Origin of the sequence: Nitrosomonas oligotropha (genome assembly GCF_009833085.1) — a bacterium.
GTDB classification, from domain to species: domain Bacteria; phylum Pseudomonadota; class Gammaproteobacteria; order Burkholderiales; family Nitrosomonadaceae; genus Nitrosomonas; species Nitrosomonas oligotropha.
The window spans coordinates 18,099-41,430 of sequence record NZ_QRBZ01000001.1 but is presented as its reverse complement, the minus strand read 5'-3'; the positions used below and the strand labels follow the sequence as shown (position 1 = coordinate 41,430).

22 protein-coding genes are annotated in these 23,332 nt (G+C 41.4%); 8 read left to right on the top strand and 14 right to left on the bottom strand.

Annotation, left to right across the window (positions count from 1 at the left end; translation table 11 throughout):
* Nucleotides 1-6: 6 nt before the first annotated feature.
* On the bottom strand, nt 7-1,569 hold the full coding sequence (locus tag ABD07_RS00200; protein ID WP_160816608.1) for an amino acid permease: 1,563 nt from the start codon (nt 1,567-1,569) through the stop codon (nt 7-9).
* Between the two features lie 498 nt (nt 1,570-2,067).
* Nucleotides 2,068-2,310, bottom strand: coding sequence for a hypothetical protein (locus ABD07_RS00195; protein ID WP_160816607.1), 243 nt, complete (start codon nt 2,308-2,310; stop codon nt 2,068-2,070).
* A gap of 249 nt (nt 2,311-2,559) precedes the next feature.
* Between ABD07_RS00195 and ABD07_RS00190 the strand changes: the two genes are divergently transcribed.
* Both ABD07_RS00190 and ABD07_RS00185 read left to right on the top strand, forming a co-directional pair.
* Nucleotides 2,560-2,733: a type II toxin-antitoxin system RelE family toxin gene (locus tag ABD07_RS00190; protein ID WP_164502706.1), complete on the top strand. Its 174-nt coding sequence runs from the start codon at nt 2,560-2,562 to the stop codon at nt 2,731-2,733.
* A complete protein-coding gene (locus ABD07_RS00185; protein ID WP_160816606.1) occupies nt 2,730-3,056 on the top strand; it encodes a helix-turn-helix domain-containing protein in 327 nt (108 codons plus the stop codon). Before ABD07_RS00190 ends, ABD07_RS00185 begins: the two co-directional genes overlap by 4 nt.
* Before the next feature lie 503 nt (nt 3,057-3,559).
* Here the strand turns inward: ABD07_RS00185 and ABD07_RS00180 are convergent.
* Nucleotides 3,560-4,282, bottom strand: coding sequence for a hypothetical protein (locus ABD07_RS00180; protein ID WP_160816605.1), 723 nt, complete (start codon nt 4,280-4,282; stop codon nt 3,560-3,562).
* Nucleotides 4,283-4,859: 577 nt separating this feature from the next.
* On the opposite strand from ABD07_RS00180, the gene ABD07_RS00175 reads away from it, so the two are divergent.
* Complete coding sequence (locus ABD07_RS00175) at nt 4,860-5,840, top strand: hypothetical protein (RefSeq protein WP_160816604.1); 981 nt, start codon at nt 4,860-4,862, stop codon at nt 5,838-5,840.
* Entirely contained in the window at nt 5,837-6,340 is a 504-nt protein-coding gene (locus ABD07_RS00170; RefSeq protein WP_160816603.1) for a hypothetical protein, read from the top strand. The genes ABD07_RS00175 and ABD07_RS00170 overlap by 4 nt, the downstream gene beginning before the upstream one ends.
* Nucleotides 6,341-6,393: 53 nt before the next feature.
* On the opposite strand, the gene ABD07_RS00165 is transcribed toward ABD07_RS00170, so the two are convergent.
* Entirely contained in the window at nt 6,394-9,600 is a 3,207-nt protein-coding gene (locus ABD07_RS00165) for a type ISP restriction/modification enzyme (protein WP_160816602.1), read from the bottom strand.
* Between the two features lie 237 nt (nt 9,601-9,837).
* Here ABD07_RS00165 and ABD07_RS00160 point away from each other — a divergent pair, with 237 nt between their 5' ends.
* The 4 genes from ABD07_RS00160 to ABD07_RS00145 all read left to right on the top strand — a co-directional run bounded on the left by ABD07_RS00160 (nt 9,838) and on the right by ABD07_RS00145 (nt 13,458).
* Nucleotides 9,838-10,743 carry a hypothetical protein gene (locus ABD07_RS00160; protein ID WP_160816601.1) on the top strand — a complete coding sequence of 302 codons (906 nt, stop codon included), beginning with the start codon at nt 9,838-9,840 and terminating at the stop codon, nt 10,741-10,743.
* Nucleotides 10,744-10,859: 116 nt separating this feature from the next.
* The gene (locus ABD07_RS00155; protein ID WP_160816600.1) at nt 10,860-12,242 is read left to right on the top strand and encodes a replication initiation factor; all 1,383 of its coding nucleotides are present in this window, start codon (nt 10,860-10,862) and stop codon (nt 12,240-12,242) included.
* Nucleotides 12,239-12,568 (top strand): helix-turn-helix domain-containing protein, encoded by a 330-nt coding sequence (locus tag ABD07_RS15245; RefSeq protein ID WP_160816599.1) that lies wholly within the window; start codon nt 12,239-12,241, stop codon nt 12,566-12,568. Before ABD07_RS00155 ends, ABD07_RS15245 begins: the two co-directional genes overlap by 4 nt.
* A complete protein-coding gene (locus tag ABD07_RS00145; RefSeq protein WP_338040415.1) occupies nt 12,478-13,458 on the top strand; it encodes a tyrosine-type recombinase/integrase in 981 nt (326 codons plus the stop codon). Before ABD07_RS15245 ends, ABD07_RS00145 begins: the two co-directional genes overlap by 91 nt.
* Before the next feature lie 378 nt (nt 13,459-13,836).
* Here the strand turns inward: ABD07_RS00145 and ABD07_RS00140 are convergent, their stop codons facing one another.
* From ABD07_RS00140 to ABD07_RS00095, 10 genes are all read right to left on the bottom strand, one after another.
* Nucleotides 13,837-14,505, bottom strand: a complete 669-nt coding sequence (locus ABD07_RS00140; protein WP_160816597.1) for a hypothetical protein — start codon at nt 14,503-14,505, stop codon at nt 13,837-13,839.
* 326 nt (nt 14,506-14,831) lie between these two features.
* Nucleotides 14,832-16,043 carry a DUF4062 domain-containing protein gene (locus ABD07_RS00135; RefSeq protein WP_160816596.1) on the bottom strand — a complete coding sequence of 404 codons (1,212 nt, stop codon included), beginning with the start codon at nt 16,041-16,043 and terminating at the stop codon, nt 14,832-14,834.
* A 49-nt stretch (nt 16,044-16,092) separates the two neighbouring features.
* Nucleotides 16,093-17,088 carry a retropepsin-like aspartic protease gene (locus ABD07_RS00130; protein ID WP_160816595.1) on the bottom strand — a complete coding sequence of 332 codons (996 nt, stop codon included), beginning with the start codon at nt 17,086-17,088 and terminating at the stop codon, nt 16,093-16,095.
* Between the two features lie 507 nt (nt 17,089-17,595).
* Complete coding sequence (locus ABD07_RS00125; protein WP_160816594.1) at nt 17,596-18,024, bottom strand: DUF5681 domain-containing protein; 429 nt, start codon at nt 18,022-18,024, stop codon at nt 17,596-17,598.
* An 18-nt stretch (nt 18,025-18,042) separates the two neighbouring features.
* A complete protein-coding gene (locus ABD07_RS00120) occupies nt 18,043-18,303 on the bottom strand; it encodes a hypothetical protein (RefSeq protein ID WP_160816593.1) in 261 nt (86 codons plus the stop codon).
* Nucleotides 18,300-20,507: a YfjI family protein gene (locus tag ABD07_RS00115; protein WP_160816592.1), complete on the bottom strand. Its 2,208-nt coding sequence runs from the start codon at nt 20,505-20,507 to the stop codon at nt 18,300-18,302. Before ABD07_RS00115 ends, ABD07_RS00120 begins: the two co-directional genes overlap by 4 nt.
* Nucleotides 20,508-20,549: 42 nt before the next feature.
* Nucleotides 20,550-20,849, bottom strand: a complete 300-nt coding sequence (locus ABD07_RS00110; protein ID WP_160816591.1) for a CHC2 zinc finger domain-containing protein — start codon at nt 20,847-20,849, stop codon at nt 20,550-20,552.
* On the bottom strand, nt 20,846-21,151 hold the full coding sequence (locus ABD07_RS00105; RefSeq protein ID WP_160816590.1) for a hypothetical protein: 306 nt from the start codon (nt 21,149-21,151) through the stop codon (nt 20,846-20,848). Before ABD07_RS00105 ends, ABD07_RS00110 begins: the two co-directional genes overlap by 4 nt.
* A 197-nt stretch (nt 21,152-21,348) precedes the next feature.
* Complete coding sequence (locus tag ABD07_RS00100; protein ID WP_160816589.1) at nt 21,349-22,005, bottom strand: hypothetical protein; 657 nt, start codon at nt 22,003-22,005, stop codon at nt 21,349-21,351.
* Nucleotides 21,998-23,074 (bottom strand): tyrosine-type recombinase/integrase, encoded by a 1,077-nt coding sequence (locus ABD07_RS00095; RefSeq protein WP_160816588.1) that lies wholly within the window; start codon nt 23,072-23,074, stop codon nt 21,998-22,000. Before ABD07_RS00095 ends, ABD07_RS00100 begins: the two co-directional genes overlap by 8 nt.
* Between the last annotated feature and the right edge of the window lie 258 nt (nt 23,075-23,332).

Below are 23,332 nucleotides of genomic sequence, written 5' to 3'. Positions count from 1 at the left end.
AGCGAATTACTCAGCTTTTTTGTTCGTGCCGTCCGGATCACAATCGGCCAGAGGCCGGACCTGGCTGATGATATCTTCACCACCGGCGGGTGTATCAATGCCCCGGCCAACGTGGCTTTTGCGATAGCCATAGAGAAAATAAAAAATCAATCCAATTCCTGACCAGATCGGGAACACCAGTTTTGCATCGGCTGGTAAAAAGAAAAACAGCGTGATACAACCCAGTACGGCGAGCGGGCCGATCAGCCAAACTGCGGGTGTCCGGAAAGGACGCACGCGGTTCTTGTCTTTGATGCGCAGTATCATCACGGTAAACGCTACGACCATAAAAGCGAACAGCGTTCCGGAATTAGAAATATCCGCCAGTTTTCCAACCGGCAGGAAAGCGGCGGCGGTCATGACACCTAAGCCTGTTACGTAAGTGACAATATGCGGCGTTTTGAAGCGCGGGTGAATGCGGCTTAAAACTTCCGGCAGCAGACCATCGCGCGACATGACGAAAAAGATGCGCGTCTGGCCGAACAACATCATCAGAACCACCGAAGGCAGCGCCAGGAAAGCGGTCAACCCTAGAAAATTGCCAATTTTTTCCCAGCCAATCTCACGTAACACCAACGCCAATGCTTCACGCGAGCAAACCAGCGGCTGCTGTCCGAGAGCGGCCAGCGATTGGCATTGCTCGGCCAATTGCAAAGAGCCGGGCACCAAATTCTTACCGGTTCCATCCAACAGTGGTTGCGCACCGATAGCGCCGATCGCCCCGGCTGAAATGAGCAGGTAAAAGACAGTGCAGATTGCCAACGAACTGATCAGCCCGATGGGCACATTGCGCTGCGGATCCTTGGTTTCCTCCGCGGCGGTGGAAACCGCATCGAATCCGACATAAGCGAAGAATATGGACGATGCTGCGGCAACTACCCCCGCTTCTCCTAGCGGTAAAAAGGGCTGGAAATTTTCCAGATTGGCAACCGGTAGTGTTAACGCAATGAAAAGCGTTAATGCGGCAATCTTGATGGCGACCAGTGTGGCGTTAAATGTCGCGCTTTCGCGTGTGCCAATAACCAGGAGTGCAATGACCAGTATGCAGATGAAAACCGCCGGTAAGTTAATGATTCCGCCAGCAAAAGGTCCATTCGCCAGTGCAAAGGGTATCTCTATCCCAAGCGAATTTTGCATAAGACCGACGAAATAGCCAGACCAGCCGACGGCAACTGCGCTGGCGGCTACGGAGTATTCCAGCATGAGCGCCCATCCGACCAGCCATGCGACCAATTCACCCAGCACCGCGTAGGAATAAGTATAGGCAGATCCGGAAACGGGCACCATGGAAGATAGCTCGGAATAGCACAGTGCTGCGACGGTGCATACGAAACTGGCGATGACAAAGGAAAGCATCATACCTGGCCCGGCTTTCTGTGCAGCCTCGGCCGTCAAAACAAAAATACCGGTACCGATAATCGCGCCAATACCCAGCAGCGTTAACTGCCATGCGCCCAAGGTACGGTGGAGACTTTTCTTTTCTGCAGTTGCCAGGATGGCATCAAGTGATTTTACGCGCCAGAAAATCATGTATGCTACCTTTTATTTAAACAAATAGTTACGATTCAATGGGATTAACTCTCAATCGGGCTCGAATAATATCATAAAATCTTTTCAGTCCGATTGTCCATTGTCAACACCGGAAGCTGTCCCGGCTTACTATGTAAGGGTTTTGCTGAGCGTCAATTCATTCGGCACACGATCGTTTGCTCATCATTGGTACAAGCTAAGTTTTCTTACACATTAACATTGTGTGGTCGGATGGTTGGATTTGGTCAACATTATGGAAATGGGGAAGCGTTCTTACTGTCGTATGCTTCCGATCCAAGACCAGAGAAACCTATCTGATGTTGTTGGGCGGGTTAGGTTAAATTGGATATTTGGCGTGACGTAGAGAGGAAATTGCCACTTAATCCCTATGAATTCAATTTCCCGCCCTTGCGGCGGAGGTGTGTCTGATTGTTTCCGATTTATGCATAAAAAAAGGCCAATGGTTAATTCACATTGGCCTAATTGGCTTACAGAGATTTAAGCGTAAATTTTCTTCAAGGGTAAACGTGTTTTATTTCCGGCTACACTACCGATTACAAGATAGCTTAAAAAGAACACAGCTCCCAGAATTAAATCAATTTCTAACCAGCTTACTTCAGATTGCATTACTGAGAGCGAACGCAAATCGCCAAATGTGATGAGTCCGATCAGCGGTAAAACGCCAAATAAAACGAAAGTGACTTTTACAGCTGTGCTAAAAAGATTTTGACTTGTTTTCATTTTTATCTCCTGAGTGAGAGTTTATTAAAGTCATCAGAACTGACATAAGTAAGATTCATATATTCACAAAAAGTTCACATAATATTTATGAAAAATTCACGATCTGGAATCTTAATTTATAAAATGAGACATTCTATTGATTAGCATGAGAGCTTTCTGTTATGACTAGGTACTTGAGTATAATGATTTATTGCTGTGATTTATTGATCTGGCTGCAAATCAAAAAGAAATTTTAGGATCGCTGAGAAATTGGAGCAACTGGGCCGGAATCCTGATGATAGTTCGCTTGATATCAAGAAACTGGAAGGTGAGTCCTATTTCCGGTTGAGTGTTGGCAGCTGGCGGGTTATTTATGAACGGCATGATATCGTTAGAATTATTACCATTGAGAAAATCAAACCGCGTGGAGATGCTTACAAATGACACTGCAAAAAATCAAATCCATCCAAGGCAAAGACGAATATGTCCTGTTACCAATGGCAGTTTATCGCGTCCTGAAGGATCAGATTGAAAAAGAACTGGCAGCTTGCGAAGCAAGTCAGGATGAAACCTATGAACCTTTTGTTCTCGAGGATTATGTCGATAATCCCGTAGCGCTAGCGCGAATCAAAGCTGGTATCACGCAAGAGCAATTGGCTCAGCGTTTAGGTGTGAGTCAAGCCTATGTCAGTCAAATTGAGCGCCGTAACAACGTGACTAATAAGATGCTTGAACGAGTGCATTCAGCTATCCAGGTTGCTGACTAACTAATACTCATATTCTGTTCAATTTTCTTTGCCACCGCGAAGCGGCCTGCTGCACGGCTTTCGTGTTGCGGAACGGCAACACGATGGCACGCCGTACTGGCACAACTGTGCATAATCAGCAATCCACCTGAAGCTATCTTAGGGCAAGCCCGGCAATCAGCCGATCAGGGAATCGGTGGCAATTCCCTCAATTGCTGGGTAGGAGCTACTATCAAGCGTCGAGACAATCCCATCAGACTGATGAAAATCTACTCCTATAAACCGGGCAAGAACGGAGACCCTACCAGCACAAAAGATTTGTGGCGTTGAAACCGGACTATTTAATTACCGACACGGTTGTATGAGCGGTACATTGAAAAATGTGTGGTAGAGAGAGCATGCTGGAATGTATTTCGACGGGAGCGGCTGCGAGCGCAAGAACGCGGTTGCAGCGCAGCTGCCTTGGAGTTTTGTTAATAACTTGTGGAAAATTGTTATTTTATTAGTATTGGGAACACAAGAACTTAATCATCTTTTGGTATTGAATCAGTTTTAGTTCCAATAAACGAGTTATTTGTTGAACATCCTGAATAATCACCAGGCTTATTTCCTGATATTACTGAGTAAGAACCAGAAATCGAATTGTCAGGCAGAATAGTTAATTTCATTGTATCTATTTCTGCATAATATTCACCCCCTTCATTATCTTCATAACTGCGTGTCAGTGTTGCTGTATTTCCAACTAAATTGCCGCTTAGCAAATCTGAAGACCGGTCCGCAGTAATGGAATTGCCTGATTGAGTAAAAGTTACGTAGTAATCATATTGCACTCCGACCGGATAAGCGCAATTGTTGGGTCCGAAAGTTTCAGTTATATGCCAATATCCAGAGAGATTTTCTGATGATGAGGCAAGGGAAAAATTATCAATATTGGAGTATTCACTAAATTCATTTCCATCCCCTGCTTGAACTGCAATATAGAAAGCTGCGCCTTCCCATAGATTCGCCGTAAAACTGGTTACCCCTCCAACATTCAAGCTTGCAATAGATTCTGGCCCGGTATATGGAATAGGGGCATAACTCAACTTATATTCCGTCGCACCGGGCACACTTGTCCAGGAAGCTGTAACTGTGAATCCACTGATGGAATGCGTTAGTGTAGGGGGCGAGGGTGCAGCAATTAATTGTACAGAAGAGCCAAGTAAAACGGACAACGTAACTAGTGACATGATAAATCTAAGTTTCATAGTATCTCTTCACTTTTATATGAATTGCTATTTAGGAGTTGCTCATTCAGAAGAAATTTGTTGAGCAGGTTACATACTCACTACTTGCCATATAACTTATTGATTTTATGGAACCTGAACCAAGAATTGAGCTTGAGATCTTCTGATTGCGAATATGACTTGCTTCGGGTGTGGATTTTCTAAAGCAAATTTTTCATTTGCTTTTTATACCTGCTTTACTGTTCGCCTGAACCAGGCATTTTTATAGAATTTTTTATAATTTATTGATTTATTGGTGCTGTTGAGAGGAGTCGAACCTCCGACCTACTGATTACGAAACGTGGCCTAAAATTTTAGTTAGTTATAAATCAATCGCTTACAATGCTTGCCACGCATAAAACCAATGCTATACAGCCTCAATCAATAGAATGTATGGTGTAGTTTGGCACAAATTTGACACAATCAATTTTGTAGCCTTTCGGTATTATGATTGGAGATTTGATCTGAGGTTTGAGAATGGCACACTTTATTTTTGCGGAAATATGTCTATGCGGTGGGCTATACTCTTGAACTACCGTTCATTATATGGAGTGTCTAAATGCCAAGAAAACAACCAGAATTTAAAACTAAGAAACTCTACTATCGTAGAGCCAAATGGGAGGGTCAAAGTAAAAAAACCCTTCAAGAAATTTTGGTTGATGCACACGCAAAATTAGACACCGTAGGAAAACGAACATTTGCAATTGGCTCTGGTGCTGAGATACAAGGTGCTAATGTTAAAGTCGAGTCGGGACTATATCTTCAAATTGCATCTTATGTGCCAGGAGAAGCAACTTCGATTATTGATAAAGATGCTACAGCAAAAAACTCTAGTGTCACTGCACAAATTGCGCCTTCTGGAAAAGATTATCTTAATGGGGATATCTTTGTTTATATAAATGGAAATCACTTAATTCTCTGCCCGTCCGGCGTAAGAGAAAATTTAGTAGAGATTTATATTTATTTAATTTTACAAACTGTTGATGAAAAAAATATCGCTAGTACCTTTGAGCTTGATAAGGTCGCAAAAATAAGTAAATTGAAAATGATAAAAGACGAAGGTGTAAAGGAAATCGAGCTAAAAGCATCTCTATACGAAGCCAGCTTGATTCACCTAAATAAGGACAAACCGAAAGTATCAGGTATTCAAGGTGCTATAGCGCATGAACTAAGCGCACTTTTTTGTAAAGATCCAGAACTGAAAGACATCAGGGAAAAGGAAAATTTAAGCGTGAGTGTAGTACTCAGAGTTGATGGAAACGAGGCTAAACGCCATTCCAGAGAAATCGGTTTTGGAGATGCTGGAAAGAAAAGACTCAGGAGAACTGCAGAGTTCATCATTAACGAGTTTGAAACAGATGGAGATGACGGTTTTGTTATTGTGACAGGTGCGAATAATAAAATTACGTCTGATGAGATTCGTGTTTCAGATTCATTCAGGGTTAGCACACTTGGGAAATCTTTAAGCTTGAATTCTGCCTGGACTCAGTTGAAGGAATATTTTAATAGGCTTAATGATGAAGGTGTTTTGAAACAGTGAAGCAGAAACGTGATCCGGAGAAGATAAAACTCGCGATTTGTATTGCTCTATGGAGTGGTCTCTTTTCCTATATTGGTCAACCAATGATTCATGGTAATCAAGATGCAATAAATGTAATAGTCACAGTTTTTTCTGTTTTAGCGGGTTTTTTAATTGCGGTGATAACTTTGGTAGGTGATCCAAAATCATTACCTTCTGGCGATTGGCAAGTAGCAAGGTTGAGCAGTGATATTACCTATAATCGACTAATACGTTACAAATGGTTATTTATGCTTTATCTATTAACTCTTTTTCTTATTTTTGTTTCCATAGTCGCAAAAAAAGAGTACATAATATTTCAAGTGGCTATTGAATATATTTACATCTTCCTTGCATCTGCTAGCAGTATATTATCTTTTATGTTGCCTGCCGCTCTTATGGAATTACAGAAAGAAAGGATTGAGCATGAAATTGCTGAACGCAGAAAAAAAGAAGGAATCAATGATAATGATGTTTTGTAACGATCCTCGGTTTTTGGATAAGCAGATTAAGATGAATATCTTGATCAATTTGTTTATTCGATGCTGATGCTATCAATCGCTCTCATTAAGTAGTCCGTCTCAGTCAGGGCTTTGATAATTTTTTGGTAATGTAAAATATCTTCATAGCTTAACTTTCGTCCAGCGCGATCTTTAAGCCATTTTTGCGCAGGTTGATAGCCACCAATATAAAATCCCCATGCTATTAATGGTATCTGGTCAAAATATTGATTATCATTGATCCAGACACGGCCAAATTGTTTACCGGTATCGTAAAATTCCCAATCCTTCTGAGTGATCCTTCTGGTGACGATGTTGTTGCCATCCTTTGGATAGCTGGTGATATATTCATCAACCACAGGCGATTCAAGTAAGTGTATCTGGCGCAATTGGCCACCAAGCTGAACCAGATGCCAGAATGTATCCTTATCTTTTGGGTAAGGTATGCGTGGAAAATCAATTTTTAAAAATTCTTTATAGGTCTCGCGGTGTGTGGGTGAATGCAATACGGCATAAATATAATCTAGCAAATCGATAGGTGCAAAGGTATTTGTATTTTTTCCTTTTTCATTAACAAAGCTTAGACCTAGTTTTGCTATGATTTCTTTTATTATTTCTTGATTTAAATTGGGCTTACGTGTGCTCTCATCCAAACTCTGCTGATTGTCTCTGGGTGAATATAGATACAAAGGCATGACTGTGGAACCATCCTTGATTTCTACAAATACAGCAGGCGTTGGTTGATTTGACACTAAGATATGCTTCCATACAGATGCTTTGGTCTGACGGCAAATATTCAGACATAGATTTTCTTTTCCAGCTACATGATCCATTAATTCTCGACGAGGATAGTCCATTGCTTCGCAGCTGAAGTAGCTTTGCCTAATATCAAACGGTCTGTAAGAACAATAATGGAGAATTTCATCTAATTCAGTGTGTCTGGCTTGTTTACGTGCTTTAGTTAATTGCCAATCCCTATTATCTTTAAGGTTGTATTTTTGACGGAGGGATTCATCGTCGATATCTATATTACACATATCCAGAAAGCGCTTTTCAATTTCACTGCGCGTAAATGCAATAGCGAAATGGTCTCGATGAGTCTGAAAACCCATCACACTTACAGGAAACAAATCTTGAAGGCCAAATCCAGCATTGTATTTTTCTTTTGCTTCAAAATTCTTTTTCGCCATAAAATACATAGGTGGAGTATTGGGCAAAATTTCAAATTCAGTGCTTTGTAATGTATTGTTGAACAAGTACTCATATTTATTGACTCGTGCACCATACAAATCAGAGCGATGCACTTTTGCTAATTGATCTGGTTTCTTTTTACCTGTTTTTACAAGGAAGTTAATCGATACTCCTTGCTGAATATCGAAAACATTCATATCCGCAGAACCATCGGGGGCGGTTTCTTTTTTCTTGCTGTTACCATGTAAATCAATCGTATAAATTTTGTCGTAAGTCTTGAGAAGATTCCAACGCATCCCGCGAAATGTGGGATTATCCAGAAAACCATGTGGATTGATGAAAGCTAAAATACCTTCGCCGTTCTTCTCAATGAAGTGCTGGCCATAGCGAATAAATTTCACATAATCATCATTAATCCATTTAGGGTTACGTTCATTTAGCTTCTCAATTCCGCCGGGTTCTTTTTTGTAGTCTTCCATTAACTTCATAATCCAATCGCCTTTATTCGAGCTTTCACCGCTATAAGGCGGATTTCCAATTATTACCATCACCGGAGTATCACGTTTGACAAAATTGGCCTCATTAGCTTCTGTGCTAAGCCATGAAGAAAAAAGTGTGCCGGTGTCTGGGTGATGTTCTTCCAGTGAGTTAGTAAGAAAAATATTGAAGCGTTGATCTTTTTTTGCTTGATAACCCGTTTCTGACAACAGCATATCCAGCTTCAAATGTGCCATTGCATAAGATGCCATTAATATTTCAAAACCATTTAAGCGCGGTATTAAATGTTCTTCAACATATCCACTCCATGCGCCTTGCACCGCTGCAAATTTGGTGTTGTAGATATGCTTTATTACTTCTGCTAAAAAGGTTCCGGTGCCGGTTGCTGGATCAAGCACTTGCACTTTGTGAACCTCTTTTCGTTGTCTGATAGCCTTTCCTTTGTTTATACCCTTACTTACAGCTGCACCTTGCACTTCAACTTCAATAGTGGTTTTAGAAGTATCAGCTAATCCATCTTTCAAGCCAAATTCGGTTCTCAGGATTTCATCGACACTGCGCACGATGAAACTGACTACTGGTTCCGGTGTGTACCAAACGCCGCGTGTTTTGCGTAGCTTTGGGTCATATTCAGCAAGGAATGTTTCATAAAAATGAATAATCGGGTCTTGCGTTTGTGTGGCTTTGCCAAAGTTTTTAAGCAACAATTTAATATCCGTTGCACGAAATACATCAGCCAAATTATCCACCGTAGTTATGATGCGTTCGTCAATGTCATAACCTGCGATATATTGGAATAGTTTGCGCAGAAAAGGATTTGTTTTCGGAATCAACTCAGCGGCTTCTTGCCTGCTGAAAGTGTCTAGGTCTTGATCATGTAAGCGAGCGGCAAACATGCCATAAGCCAATGTTTGCGCGTAGATATCGGCAAAGTCTTTCGGATTTAGATCGTGAATCAGTATGCTTTTGAATGAGTTGTATTGATCTTGTAGACTAGTATTTTCTTGTGATTGCTCATCTGACTCAATCGCTTTCTCAAGAATCATCTGCAATAGTTTTGCCTTGGCTGCCATCATTTCAGCAAGCTTTTTCGGGGATTTGATTGTTTGCCCGATAAATGTGCAGAAATTTTGTATCCGGGCAGTAAATTCGAAAAAGCCTTCTGTCAGCGGTTCAATCTTGTTGTTTTTGATATCACCAATGCGGATTTCCGCAACTATTTCGCCGTTCTGATAGAACTGGAACCAAAGGTAATCGGTAATGATGAGGTTGTCTAGCGCCTTACGATAGCGGTCAAATTGAGGCTTATACTGCTTATCATTTAAATCTTTGCCGATGTCTTTAGCTTCAATGAAACCAATCGGTATTTTCCCTTTTGTGATTACATAATCTGGGTTGCCACAGTCAGTTACATTAGCCGGTTCATTGGTGACTTCAACGCCTGGCACTAATTCACGAATAAGTGATTCAAGATTTCCTCGATAAGCATGTTCTTTAGCTATGCCTGATTGGAAACGTTTGTGAATGGCTTCTATATACTGATTTAAATTCATTTTCCCTTTTTTGCTTTACAGTCCATATTTGCAGCAAACTTCACGCCCATTACTACAGTCTGGCATAGCCAGTCTGTCCTCATACCATGCACAAGAGCAAAGCTGTTGTGCCTATTCTCAATAAAGCATAGAGATAATCCGTTAGAAAGTGAAATGATTTGATAAAGCCAGATCCATTTGTTTATTTATCCTTCAAACCTAAAACTTTAATTTAATCAAATGGATTCTGGAATTTACATGCAATCACGCATTGAAAAGTCAATCGCTCGGCTATTAGCTGTGAAGTTAGCGTCTGAATGCGGGGAGGTGTTGTCATTGTATCGTGCTAAGCGTGATGGATGGATCAAGATGCCTGAAGAATTTGAACAAGCTAGGAAAAACTCGGGGCTTGGCGATTTGTATGTTATAGCTTATGAAGAAGAGCCAAGAATTTTGTCTTGCTTAATAAAGTCATTTTTCCCTGGCGAAGCTATTAAGGAATTTAGGCAGTTTAATGATGATCTTGTCGCATTGCCAGAAAATGAAAAGATTGAGTTTATGGATTTATGTTTCAATGATTTCCTAAGTGATGAATCCTCTCATTTTTTTGAGGAGATTTTTCATGCAACTGAGGAAGAGCGTGAAGCTGCGAGTCTAAGATTTGAAGCATTGCCTGAGGATGAGAAACAATCAGCGTTTATTACTGTTCAATTATTGTTTGCATTCATCTACGCATATTTCTATAACCACATTGCGTTAATGGTGCATGGTCAGAAGTTAACCACGCTTGTACCGCTCGCCATGCAGGGTGATAAAAAAGCTTTCTGCAAAGCCATACAGATAGATCGCAATATCTTGACAGGCCATCCATATTTTCGCGATACCTATGCACGTCTGCAAACTGGGGAAGATCCTAATTTCCTGGATGGCGTTACATCTTATATAAAACGACCTCCCATTCGAGGAAGAATTAGATTTCCTGCGCTGTATATGCTTTTTGCAATACTAGATGGATTCAAACGGCTAGAAGATTTTACCGCATCTGAGATTCTTGATATTTGCGACGATGCCAAACTGGATCGTTACCAGAATCGAATAGAAGATGAGTGTAATTTAAACAAGATGCGTATTGAATACCGAAAGAATCAGAAAATTGGCTTTTAGTCAATGCACTGAAAATTATTTTTTAGTGCATTCAGATTCTTTGTCTTGGTGCATAAAGTTCGTATCCGTTGCGATGTAGCATTTTTTGCATGATCGCCGTGGATACGAGGTTTATCATGAAGAAAGAAATAAACGTTTCACCTGAATCTGTAGCATCTAATAAAATCGAAGCCGCCGAGCCAACGCAGAAGACGACGAGCTTTAGCGAGGAGGATAGATGCGAGGGCGAGGTGGAAAGAGATTTGACGGATGCGCTGCATCAGTCTGAATTATCCTTACAGGGTACGCTGCCTAGTAACACAGTACCCTATAACTGCAATAGTGAATACTTCAAGCTTCTAAGGTTTGGGGTTGATAGTCTGTATTTATCCTATCAAGGTGAATTATTTCCAGAAGTAAAAGAGCGTTTAACCAAGCTTAAACAACTGGCACAGCATCCAGAAGCAGATCAGCAAGCACAAGCACAATATGCCATTGCCGGTCATATCTTTGAAGTCAAGGATAAAGGTTCATCCATATTTCCGTATGTTATGGAAGATGGTGCATTCCGCATTAGCTTATCCAGAACCAGCAAGAAAACACCGATGGCGTATGTGAAACTATCCTCTCGGTATCTATGCAGCATTCTGCCTGTTGAAGCAGAAAAGCATTTACGCGAAATTCTCAGGGAACTGGGTACCTTAGATAGTTCTACCCATGTCAGCCGTATCGATCTCTGTGCTGATTTCGTCTCCCATGAAAACATGGAATCCTGGGGTCGTGAAGCATGGATTACGCGCGGCAAAAAGATAGATGCCCATGCAGTCAATGAGAAATTCACTGGCTGGTCGATTGGTTTGGGTGGCAAGATTTCTTGCCGGCTGTATAACAAACTATTAGAGATTCATACCAGCGGCAGAACCGATCTTGTTCCTTTATGGAAAGAGACCGGTTGGCAAGAGGATGAACCGGTTTGGCGTGTTGAATTTCAGTTGATGCGCGATGTATTGGCAGAACACGGCTTGATAAGCCTTGATAGCGTGTTGGCTAATTTAAACGGCTTATGGAGCTATGCTTCAACGGAATGGTTGCGCTTAACATTGCCCAATCCCGATGATCAAACGCGTTCACGCTGGCCGATTCATCCATTGTGGGGATATATCTCTTCCATAGACTGGGAAACCGACTTCAATACGCTTTCCCGATCATTCAAAGCAACGAGATTGCCTGAAGATAAACGGATACTGTCATTAGGTGTCAGTTCATTGGCTTCTTTCATGGCTAAGTATGGCATCACAGACTTTGATGAAGGCTTGGATCGTTTCTTGTTGGCGCTACATCAATATCTTTGTGACCGTGGAGAATTTGACGGTCTTTCAGGTGAAGCTTGTCTTCTTGAGAAAGTGCGTTTGCGCGGCAAGGAATACAACACGATCTCAAACCTCAATGAGGCTGATCAAAAACGCCTGGAAATTGAAAAGGCGGCTAAAGATTATCGTAAAGCTTCGGAGGGCGAATGAAAACCCTCAACTTAGATGAAGCTGCTCAATTTCTCAGAATGCACCCCGAAGAAGTGCGCCGTCGCGCCAAAGCGGGGATTATTCCCGGTGCCAAGGTGGGCAAGTGTTGGGTGTTTATCGAAGATGATCTTGTTGCCTGCCTGCGCTCGTTATATGCTACTCCCCGGCAAGCGTTGCAAGTGGGACATGGAGAAAAACAATTATGTCACTCTTTAAACGCGGTAAGACGTGGTGGATTAGTTTCACCACACCAAGCGGCGAGCGAGTTAGATGCTCTGCTGCAACTGAAGACAAAACCCAAGCACAGGAATTCCACGACAAACTGAAAGCTGAATCTTGGCGGGTCGTGAAGCTTGGGGATAAGCCAAAACGCACTTGGGATGAATCGGCTTATAAATGGCTGATGGAGACACAGGACAAAAAGACACATCATGATGACGTGGCTAAAATAAACTGGCTCCAACAGTTCTTTAGGGGCAAGTATCTCGATGAATTGACGCGCGATGTAATTGCGGGGATTGGCGAATTAAAGCGAAAAGAAACGAGTCCGGCGACCGCTAACCGTTTATTGGCTCTGATTCGCTCAATCCTTCGCCGTGCGGCTCTTGATTGGGAATGGATAGATAAACCCCCAGTCATCAAGCTGTATCGTGAAGCAAAGCGCCGGGTGCGTTACCTGAATGCGACACAAGCAACTATGCTTATTCAGGAATTGCCACATCATTTAGCGGATATGGTGACGTTTTCACTGGCTACAGGTTTGAGACGGTCGAACGTTACGAATCTGGAATGGTCGCAAGTGGATATGCAAAGAAATGTTGCATGGATACATGGCGATCAGGCCAAAGCAGGAAAACCGATTCATGTCACGCTGAATGCTACGGCAATAGCGGTATTGACTAGGCAGATTGGCAAGCATCCAAGATCGGTATTTAGTTACAAGGGCAAGCCAATCACGCAAGTGAATACAAAAGCTTGGTATAAGGCGTTAAAACGTGCCGGTATTGAAGATTTCCGCTGGCATGATTTGCGCCATACCTGGGCAAGCTGGCTAACTCAGAATGGCGTGCCGTTGAATGTCATTCAGGAAATGGGTGCATGGGAATCTGCTGAGATGGTGAGGCGTTATGCTCACTTGGCACCTGAGCAATTTGCTCAACATGCCCGGGTCTTGGATGGTGTGCTAAATGTCACAATTTTGGCACAATCGAAGTAAAACAGGTTCAGCTACGTTTCTAAGTCTTTGTTTTATGGTGCTGTTGAGAGGAGTCGAACCTCCGACCTACTGATTACGAATCCATTCAGATCAATAGCTTGCAACAAACGACAATAAACTAGAGCAATTATATCAAATGATTAATTCATAGCCTTTGTTGCCACTTATTGTATATTTTGCTGTTTTTTTATCTGTGAGTGTCCCATTTGTGCCCCACTATTTGCTGCGGGGTAACTGCCCCATCCCTTCTTGTGATATTTTCTAAAGCTCTAAAAAACTGACCACAAAAACCACAAAAGAATCAGAAAACACATGGTAAGCAATAAAACCCGCCACATGAGCGGTTAGTGATTAATTGTTTTAAGAATTACTCTGTAGTTAACTCTGCTGTCTTAATCTTCCAAAACCAAGCAAAACTGCCAGTCCCAACACCATCATTGCATACATTTCTGGCTCTGGAATTAATAATGCAACATCACCATCGTGAACAGCCCATGCGTGGAATAAGTTACCAGCAAGTTGCGCTCCATAAGAACCATCGTAAAAGCTAATTTCCCATACGTTAAAGCCACTATGTATATTTTCAGATATGTATAAATAAGGTTGAATATTTATGAACGGGCCAGGTGCCGTTGGTGTGACTCCTTCTACCCAGTATAAATATCCCATCTCGTTATCTGAGCAACCCGCAGTATTACCATTAAAACAGGTATCATTAAATTTCATGTCAAACACACCTGAGTTGACATCAATATTAAAAACCCTATCGCCATTTCTATCAAAATTGGGTAGTCTCCAACCAGTGATACCATCTATACTAATACTATTTACCCAATCATTAGCAGAGTTACCGGTCATAAGCCCATCATTATCATAATCAAAAACCGTACCTTTTCCGGCATTTGCATCTGCTAACCATGTGATATTTAATTCAGTGTCATAATAAGCCTTACCGCCAAGCCTTGACTCTAAAGTTGCATTAGCTGTTGATGCTAAGCCGATTGAGAAAACACCTGCCCATAGTGCAGAAGTTAATAATTTGTTCATTGCCACATCCTTATCTAATTGATTTTTAAATTATATAAAAAGTGTCTGGCATGGAAAAAGACAACATCAGAAGGTATTCAATATATCAATATTATAGAGTCGGCCATTAACTAGTTCTATTCTTTATAGCAGAGAAGGCTGGTGCATGCGTCCGCTCTACTGCATCATCACTTCAAGCAGCATATTCACCAGCCGCTTTAACCCTTTGTACTCCCAAGGGTCGCGCCACCGACCGGCGCGAAGGTATGACCCGTAAGGGGCATGCTGCCCGTTCCCTAACGCGGATTGACTTGATTCTGACTTCATTTATTTGCTGAACAAATATATTACGTTTTTTTTATATTTCTCTGATAACTCTGGTAGAACATAAACCAATGTTTAAATATATCAATCCAGAAGCGACCTTCTTTCCGTTCAGAGCTATGATGCCGATACTTATTTGAACCAACAGTTAAACGAGGATGATTACAAGCCATGTCCCAATCAGAAACACCTAAAAATAAATGCTCATGGTCTAATTTTAGAAGTATTCCGTGCCTCTGTGGAATTTCATCAAATCTTGAGATTTCAAAACGAAAATTACAATCCCGTTTTTCTTCAATGCAAATTTGCTTATATTTTTTTACAATTTCTGTGAGTTTCTCGTCTGCATTCCGCGAATCTTCTGCCCAATCACAATCGGATGTATCAAGCTGAAATTTTTCTAAATGTTTGCTATTTGTAATTGCACATTTGCATAAGAATCTTACTTTTGGGTTTTCTTTTGCAATCTCAAGTATATTCTTTTCAATGTAATCAATTGAGTAACGCATCGCAACCCCCATGAATTTTAAATCAATATGATCTGGTGCCTCTCGCGAAACATAATCTTGGATTAATTTGCTGACTTCCTCAAAAGCATTAGCATGATTTATGAATTGAAGATGTGGATCAACATAAACTTTTCCAGGGCTATTTATATTAGGCTTAATAAATTCATTGCGATATTTCAGATAATCATTCATAACATCTGCATCTGGAGATTTAATCCATCCTCGCAAATTATCTTGATTTTGAAATTGGTTCAAAGCTTGGATAATGCTAAGTTTTAGTTCATATTCATTATTCCAATATTTTATAATGCGACTTGAGGCAACTTTCTCACGAAATTTTTTTAATTTTTCTTCGGTGTCCTTTTCAATATCGATAAAATTTTCACTTTTTGAACCCTCTTGTAGTTGTTCATCCAATACACAAGCAAATGTCGCCTTATTTTTCAATAAGGCATAGTCATACTCTAACTCTATGTAACTTTTCAACGTTCCTGGATCGATGCTTCCATATCTTTTTCCTAATATAAGTAGATAAACATCGGATTCATCAATCCAATGTTTAATCACTTCCATTTGAGATTTATCACCCGCCGCAAATAACTCCATTCCTGCTGGAATATGATTTGCTTCCAAAATTGCCATTACAGCTGCTTGCCTTTCTTTCTTGAGATCCGTAAAGGTGGATGATACAAAAACTTGAAGTTTCTTTGGCGCATCAGATAACATTAATAATTACTCCAATTTGAGATTAAATTAGTAATTTATTAACAGTTTTTTATTCGAATTGAATAATCCCTTTCTTATAATCAATAGTATATTTACCCAATTTTTTAAGCAAGCTTTGACCAAGTAGCATTGGAGCATCATTTTTTTCTGCAATGCTGCATGTCACATTTTTGAATGTCTTATTTCCAATCGTAATTGATCTCATACTGAATCTTTTGCTTTTTGATTTAGTCCCATCAGCAAATTGATAAACTTGTCCTGTCATCCAGTCAGAATTTTTAATTGTCCCAGTCCTAATTAGCGTTAAAGCAACGTCGGGAGAGATAGAGACATCAGCCGCGCCACTATCAAGAATTACATTAATTCTGAGCACTTCATTCAAAACAACAGGAATTTCATAAACCCCCCCCACTGAGATAAGCTTGATTTCATTTCCCATATCGTCAGGTACATTCTTTTGAATGGATTTTAATTCAAAATTAGTAGCCTGACCTTCTTCTATACACTCATACCTGTTGCTACCAAATACTTTACAAGCCTTATTGGTTATACAATTAGAATTAATTATGCATTCGTTTTTTGACTTATTATTGACATCTGAAACTGTTGTAACTAATGGTTTAGGATTATCAGAAATTTGTGAAGAATGTATTGAAGATGAGGAAATAACTTCTGGTGCAGAAGAATATTTTTTGATATTCGCCAATCTATCATTGATCACATCGGGGAAAGATAATCCGTTGCAACCGTTTAGTATGCATCGTGGTGCAGATTGACTCAATAGATAGTAAACTTCCGCTGATTTCGTTTTCCCAAGCCCTTCAGCTGCCCTGCCTAGATAATAGTAAGCAATATCCTGATTAAAGCCGATCTCAATAATTTTTCGAGATAACTCATGCCATCGCTGCTGAAGATATAGTTGGTGCATATCTGACAAGCTTGCTCCAAACTGCATGCCACATAATAGCTGACAGTCAAGCCTTATTTCTCCATTAAGAAAAGCTTGATCAAAACTTGATACTGATACCTTCGGATGAGAAGACATACACCCAACTAAGCTTAAACATAATAGTGAGTATAAAACTATATTCACAGTGATATTATAAAGCTTCACTGTAATTTCCTTTTGCCTAGTCCATACTTCATTTATTGCTCTCTCAAGTCGAATGGAAAAAATTGGATTCATCAAATTAATAACGTTATTTTATTTAATTAACTGATAGAGTGCGCTCCATGTTCTTGATGCCTGAATACGCCGCCATTCAACCTCACAATCAATTCCTTTCTTCCGATCATGCATAACTTTCAAAATATCTTCAATCGTCACTTTCATGCCTAGCTTGGATTCCAGTCTGGAGAGCCGGTTTTTCAATATAGTCATATTAGTTCTGGGTCATTAATTTATCAAACAAAATTAACCATTAAAATTTTCCGTTTATTTGCTTTGGCTTCATTAATTTGCAGCTGCTGTTCATAAGTCCATTTATCATTAAATCTAATCATTACCAATAAGGAAGGTTGGGGTTTAATGATCTGTTCCAGCTTCATTATTCTATTTTTTAGATTCATTGGCTTCTTCCAACGCAATTAACCGCTTTTCCAGTTCATCAAATTCTTTAATTCTTGCTAACGTACTTAAACTGGTCAATAAATCACTTCCTTGACTGGGTACAAGCACACCATTAGCAACCGCCTGAATAATAATTTGCCCTTGCGTTGATAAATCGGCATCCTCCGGCAATTTAATCTCTACAGGTGAGTCAATTGATTTTATCGGTGGAATAACACGTTCCAGCAGGATTCTAGCTGCTTGAGAATCCCCTTCCTTAGCTTTAGTAACCAATTGTTGAATGATTGCTGGTAAATGCTGAGCAATGCTCTCTCTCAATTGCGCGACTTTTCCTGTGCCAGGTTTCCGCCCATTGGGATTACCCGATTCACCGGCTTTCCAGCGACCACGTTTTTTATTTTCTGCTGTCATCGTTGCTTTTCTCCTGCTTTAACAAGAAATTTGATTGCTTGTATCAGTAATAAACGCCTGCTGTGAATCTGGTTGATGTGCCAGCATTGTCAATACCTTTCTCCGTCGCTCTTCAAGTTTGGCATCTTCAGGTAATGCAGCTTTGTTACTTTTCTGTTTTGCTACGGCTACACTTGCTACTATTGCTACACTCGGAACTAATGCCGATTTATCTGTAGCAGGTGTAGCATCAGTAGCTGTAGCAAATTTCTTTTTTCGTATAATCTCAATTAAAGTCATGCGGCTTCTTGAGTCAGTAGTTTGGGATTTAACCAGATTGATATTTTCTTCTCGTCTTTCCTGATCCGAATACGATCCAGTGCTTCAAGCTCGGCAATAGCAGCATTGAACCGTGCTGTGTCTCTGATAGTTCCGTACTGTTGCGCATGACGTTTTGTGACATAGTGCGTATGCTCACGCTTGCAGTGCTGTATCAGCCAATCGTTAAGCCGTACAGCGTCCGTCAATTCAGCGGGTAACGCAAGCTCACCAAAGAAGCGCCGCGATTCATGCAGGTGCCATGCCACAATCGCGCTTGCTCTCTCGAATGCATCCACACTGATTGCACCACTAACGCCCTCAAATACATGAAATAGTGCTGCCAGCCTTGTGGCATTGTCTGCAATCTTGCTTGCTACATCGCGCACATCAAACAAAACGCCACCGCTGAATAATTGCACCTCAATGCCATCATGAAAATTAATCCATGCAGACTTGGCCTCGGGTGTTAGAGTCAACATCATAGGTGTAAGTCCGCCGCTGTCTTTCCTAATTGGTGCAGGAATATTTAATATTTCTTCGATTCGCCGATTGAATTTAGCAAGCTGCGGCCAGCTCTCGGGTGCCTCGGTGAATAGCCTATGGCCTTGCATTGACTCAGGCCAGCTAATAAGAAACCGCGCCAAGAAACCCGTTCCGCGTGCCAGTGCACCAGACTTTTCAAAGAAACTTTTCAAAGTTTCGGGCTGTACCTGTAAAGCCACTGTGAGTCTTGCGCCGCTGACTATGAAAGACTCACTTGTTCTGCGATCCACTTTTAAATTGGCACCATCCCAAAGTTGATTCAGCATCGCAAGATTTCGCATTACTGAATCTTTTCCCATGCCATGAGACCCGAATACAATACCGCCTTCCGCCGATACCACGCCACCGCTAGGCCATTGTTTCGCTAGGCTATAGGCCAATGCTTCGGGTGTTGCGTCTACGTAAATCAAGCGCGGGATTCGTGGCGGTTCTGGCTTATTCTGCTCAAGCAATCTAAGCTCAGATTCCTGACTGGTTGTTGGTTTTCCATCTTTTGCGTTATTTCTAATTTTATCTTTAAATCCCCAGCGTTTAGCTTCCCATGATTCTGTATCCGCTTTGTAATTCTTGATCTCAGGTTTTGCGGCTTCTGCTTGTGCATCCTCATACTCGATAATTGCCTTAGTAAAGAATCTGTCACAAGTTGATTTTCGCTCGCCACTATCGGCGATAGTTAACAAGAATAAGCCTGTCGGTGAGTGAAGTTCTTTTGCTCTTTCTACATCATGAAGTGTCTGAATCGCCAATGACAAAGCGGATATTGCTGAAGCCGCCACCAGCGGTATGGGTGCTTTAACAAATCCATATACTTCATCAACTGCTGCTTTGACGATGGCGGGCAGTGATTCGATTGGATAAGGTTTCGGTTCTATTTTCGCCGTTAGTGGTTGCGGTTCTGGCCAGTCGTCAGAATCGTTCGCTGACACGTTTTCTTGCCGAATTAATGGCAAGTCCGTGATATCTGTCGCGGTAGCCTCTGGATGAATCGAAAGCCAATCGATCACATCCTGAGATTCTGAAAGCCCAAGCTTGCTCACATCAATGACCAAAACCGTGCAGTTTAGATCATTCAAGATAATTGCAACATCGTTCGCGTAAGCTCTGCCAGCATCGTCGAAATCAGGCCAGATAACTACGTTACGCCCGCGTAACGGTGTCCAATCAGCTTTACCGGCGCTCATCGCCCCGCCAGAAGTAGTTGCTACAAGGCCAATCTGGTTGATTGCATCAGCTTTTTGTTCGCCCTCGACAATCCACACAACCGAACCGGGATTACCTGCGATAAGGTGCAGAGCGTATAACGGCTTTCCGCCTTCAAATGCAGGGTCACCCAATTCATACCCATTGCCGTTTAACCTCATCGGCCTGATCCATTTTTCGCCGGTGGTCGTATTTTTGGCTCGGATGCGCCAATAAATCGCGTTGCCTTCAGAGTCGGTATAAGTATGCAGAGCAGCCGGTTGAAAACCATTTTTAAGAGCGGTAGAGGATAAGCGGCGGGCAGCTTCTTTCACGGTTTCAACCATAGAAGCACCCAATGATGCATTTAAAATAGGGCACGATTTCTTTTTTCTCACCAGCATCGAAGCGGGCAACATAGCCAATCGGCTCACCTTGATTGCTGCGATATTCCCATACATGGCGGCGTGGCTTGCTGCTATATGTTTGAGGTATGCCCTGCATCACACCCCCCAATCATTGGATAGTTTTTGCACTGCTTCCGGGAAACTCAAGCCGTCTCTTTGCTGAACAAAGGCGATAATATCCCCGCCTTTGGTTCCGCATGAGAAACAAGTAAATGCCCCGGTTTCAAGATTCACCCGAAAGCTTCCTGCGTGCTTATCAGGATGAAACGGACACAGCCCGCCATCACGCCATCCGCTGCCACGCGGGGGCGGCATATCAGGTAGTTCGCTGCGGTAAAAATCAAGGGGGCGGATATATGCTTTTACGTTTTGAAGTGATTGAGCAGCGATTTTCATTTTGCACCGCCCGCACTATAGTTTTTGTTTTTCTGCTGCGCATCAATCCACTGAAAAAATTTTGTTTCATCAATAAGCAACTTCCGGCCAATTCTTACCAAGGCAATATTCAAACCATTGCCTGCGATAATGCCTTTGGATGTTCTTCTACTTTCAGCTAAGAAAATTAGATTGCGGATTGCGCCTTGTGTGAATGCGGGATGTTTGTCGCTGAATTGGCGAACGGTCAACAGTGTGCGGGATTGTGAGGGTAAATCTGGATAAGCTGATTTAATCGCTTGTGTAACAGAAATATTTTCCATTGCGGTTGCCTTTAATAATCTGCTCGTTTCTGTGCGATATTGCACAGTTAACTTACGATTATTAGAGCAAGGCAAAAATTTGCCGCATAGCAAAATGAAAAAACTCTGAAAGCACCGCCGTTATTGGGGTTGATGAATTTATTGATTCGGAAAATTTAAGAATAAAAGGAATTTCCGGATTTGCCGATTTTGCTCGCTTACTTTTCTGGTCTTTTCCATGCATTTAGTGCATGTCGCACTATATATCCATCATTTAGTCTTTTTCCTTTTGTGGTTTTTATGCCTTCCTGTTCAAATTCATTGGCTATCATGCTTGCAATTGCTTTATTAGAAGGATCACACCCGATTGCCTTTTGCTTTTGATAAATTAAATCAGCTTTTTCTCTTGCCATTTCCTTCCAAGAATCATCTTTCTGCTTTTCCGTAGTTCGTGAATTAATAGACTTTCCAGATACCGCAGTTTCAAACAATTTGAACATGCAAACATCAGGCACATTCAGCCAGTCCTTAGATTTTAAAATCGGTTTATCCAAATCATGCTTGCGCCCCCAATCTAGCCATTTAGCAGGAGTGTCTATAACGATTTTTTCATTTTCTGCCATTACTAAGCTTCGCTTAATGGATTGAATCATTTCATAAGGTAAACGTTTCTCCTTTTTCTCATATTCTTCCCACGATCTAGGATCAAGTCCGTTCATTAGTGGAATTGCTTCCTTAGCAATTAATTTATTTTTACTGGCCCATAAACCCCATTCATCTCTGATTGAATAATATCCAAGAAAAAAACCTCTTCTTATTTCATGTTCATATTCTTCTTGGTCTTTTTCATTATTTACTTGTACCATTTCAGACATCACCAAAAATCTTAGTATTCATAGATTCAACTACACGAGCGGTATGGCCTTCGGATAAATGCGCGTAGCGCTTTACCATTTGCAGGGTTTTGTGTCCCAACACTTCGGCAATTTCAGCCAAGCTTGCGCCATTCATGGCTAAGTATGATGCAGCGCTATGACGCAAGTCATGAAATTTGAAGTCATGAAGCTCTGCTTTTTTAACGGCTGTTTCCCATGGCGTGCGTAAATCCATGGACTTTTGTGGTTTTTGTGGTGCTTTTTCCTTAGCTGGGAAAAGTAAATTGCAATCAATTCGGCGTACCTTGGAAAGTGCTTTTAATAGTTCCAAAGCATGACCAGTAATCGCCACGGCGCGGCGTTCACCGTTTTTTGTTTCATGCAGAATTGCGCGGCCTTGGTTTAAATCCACTACATCCCAAGTCAATCCCATGATTTCACCTTGGCGCATTCCGGTAGATAGTGCCAATACTACAACGCAATATAAATAAGGATTACTGGATTCTTTACAGGCTTTCAGTAAGCGCATGCGCTCATCATCGGATAGGAAGCGAACCCGTCCGCGTGATTCTTTGGGTTTGGTTACTTTTCGCATTGGGTTATCCTCTATCCAGCCCCATTCTTTTACAGCGATAGTAAGCGCATGAGAAAGCGCAGCCATATACCGCACAACACTGGCAGGTGAACGTAACTTATTTCTTATTGTGATTTCACGGCCTAGCTTATCCCTGCATTCGCCAATAAGCGAAGGCGTTATATCTGCGAGCGAGTAGCTTCCGATTTCAGATTTCCACCATGCCAGTTGCTGTGTTTGGTCTTTTGCACTTTTCTTGCTTGGTAATACATCACGGCAATAACGATCTATCATTTCCGCCAATGTATGCCGTTTGGCTTCGGTGGTTTTGAAATGGCGGCCTTCTCGAATTGCTGACTCGGTTTGTTGCGCCCATTTTTTGGCATCGGTCAGGCGTTCAAATGTGGCAGATTGAGAAGGGAATCCCTTCAAGCGTATTTTTACCCGGTAACTGGTTTTGCCATCATTAGAAATACGTTTTTCGATGTTTGCCATGATTGCCTCTGCAAGTCATTAATCACTGTGAGCAGATTACAACAATGAGCAATAAATTACAACATATGATACATAATCATAATAATATATTATGAATAATTAACAAAAACATAATAATACATATTTAATTAATTATTATGGGGCATTAATGGGGCACTTAAAATAAAATAAGGCGTTTTTGTTGTGACCATGGCGGGATTTAAAAAAAGACTCTTTATGCTACAGTGCAAATATATATGTTCCCTTAATCATTATCTG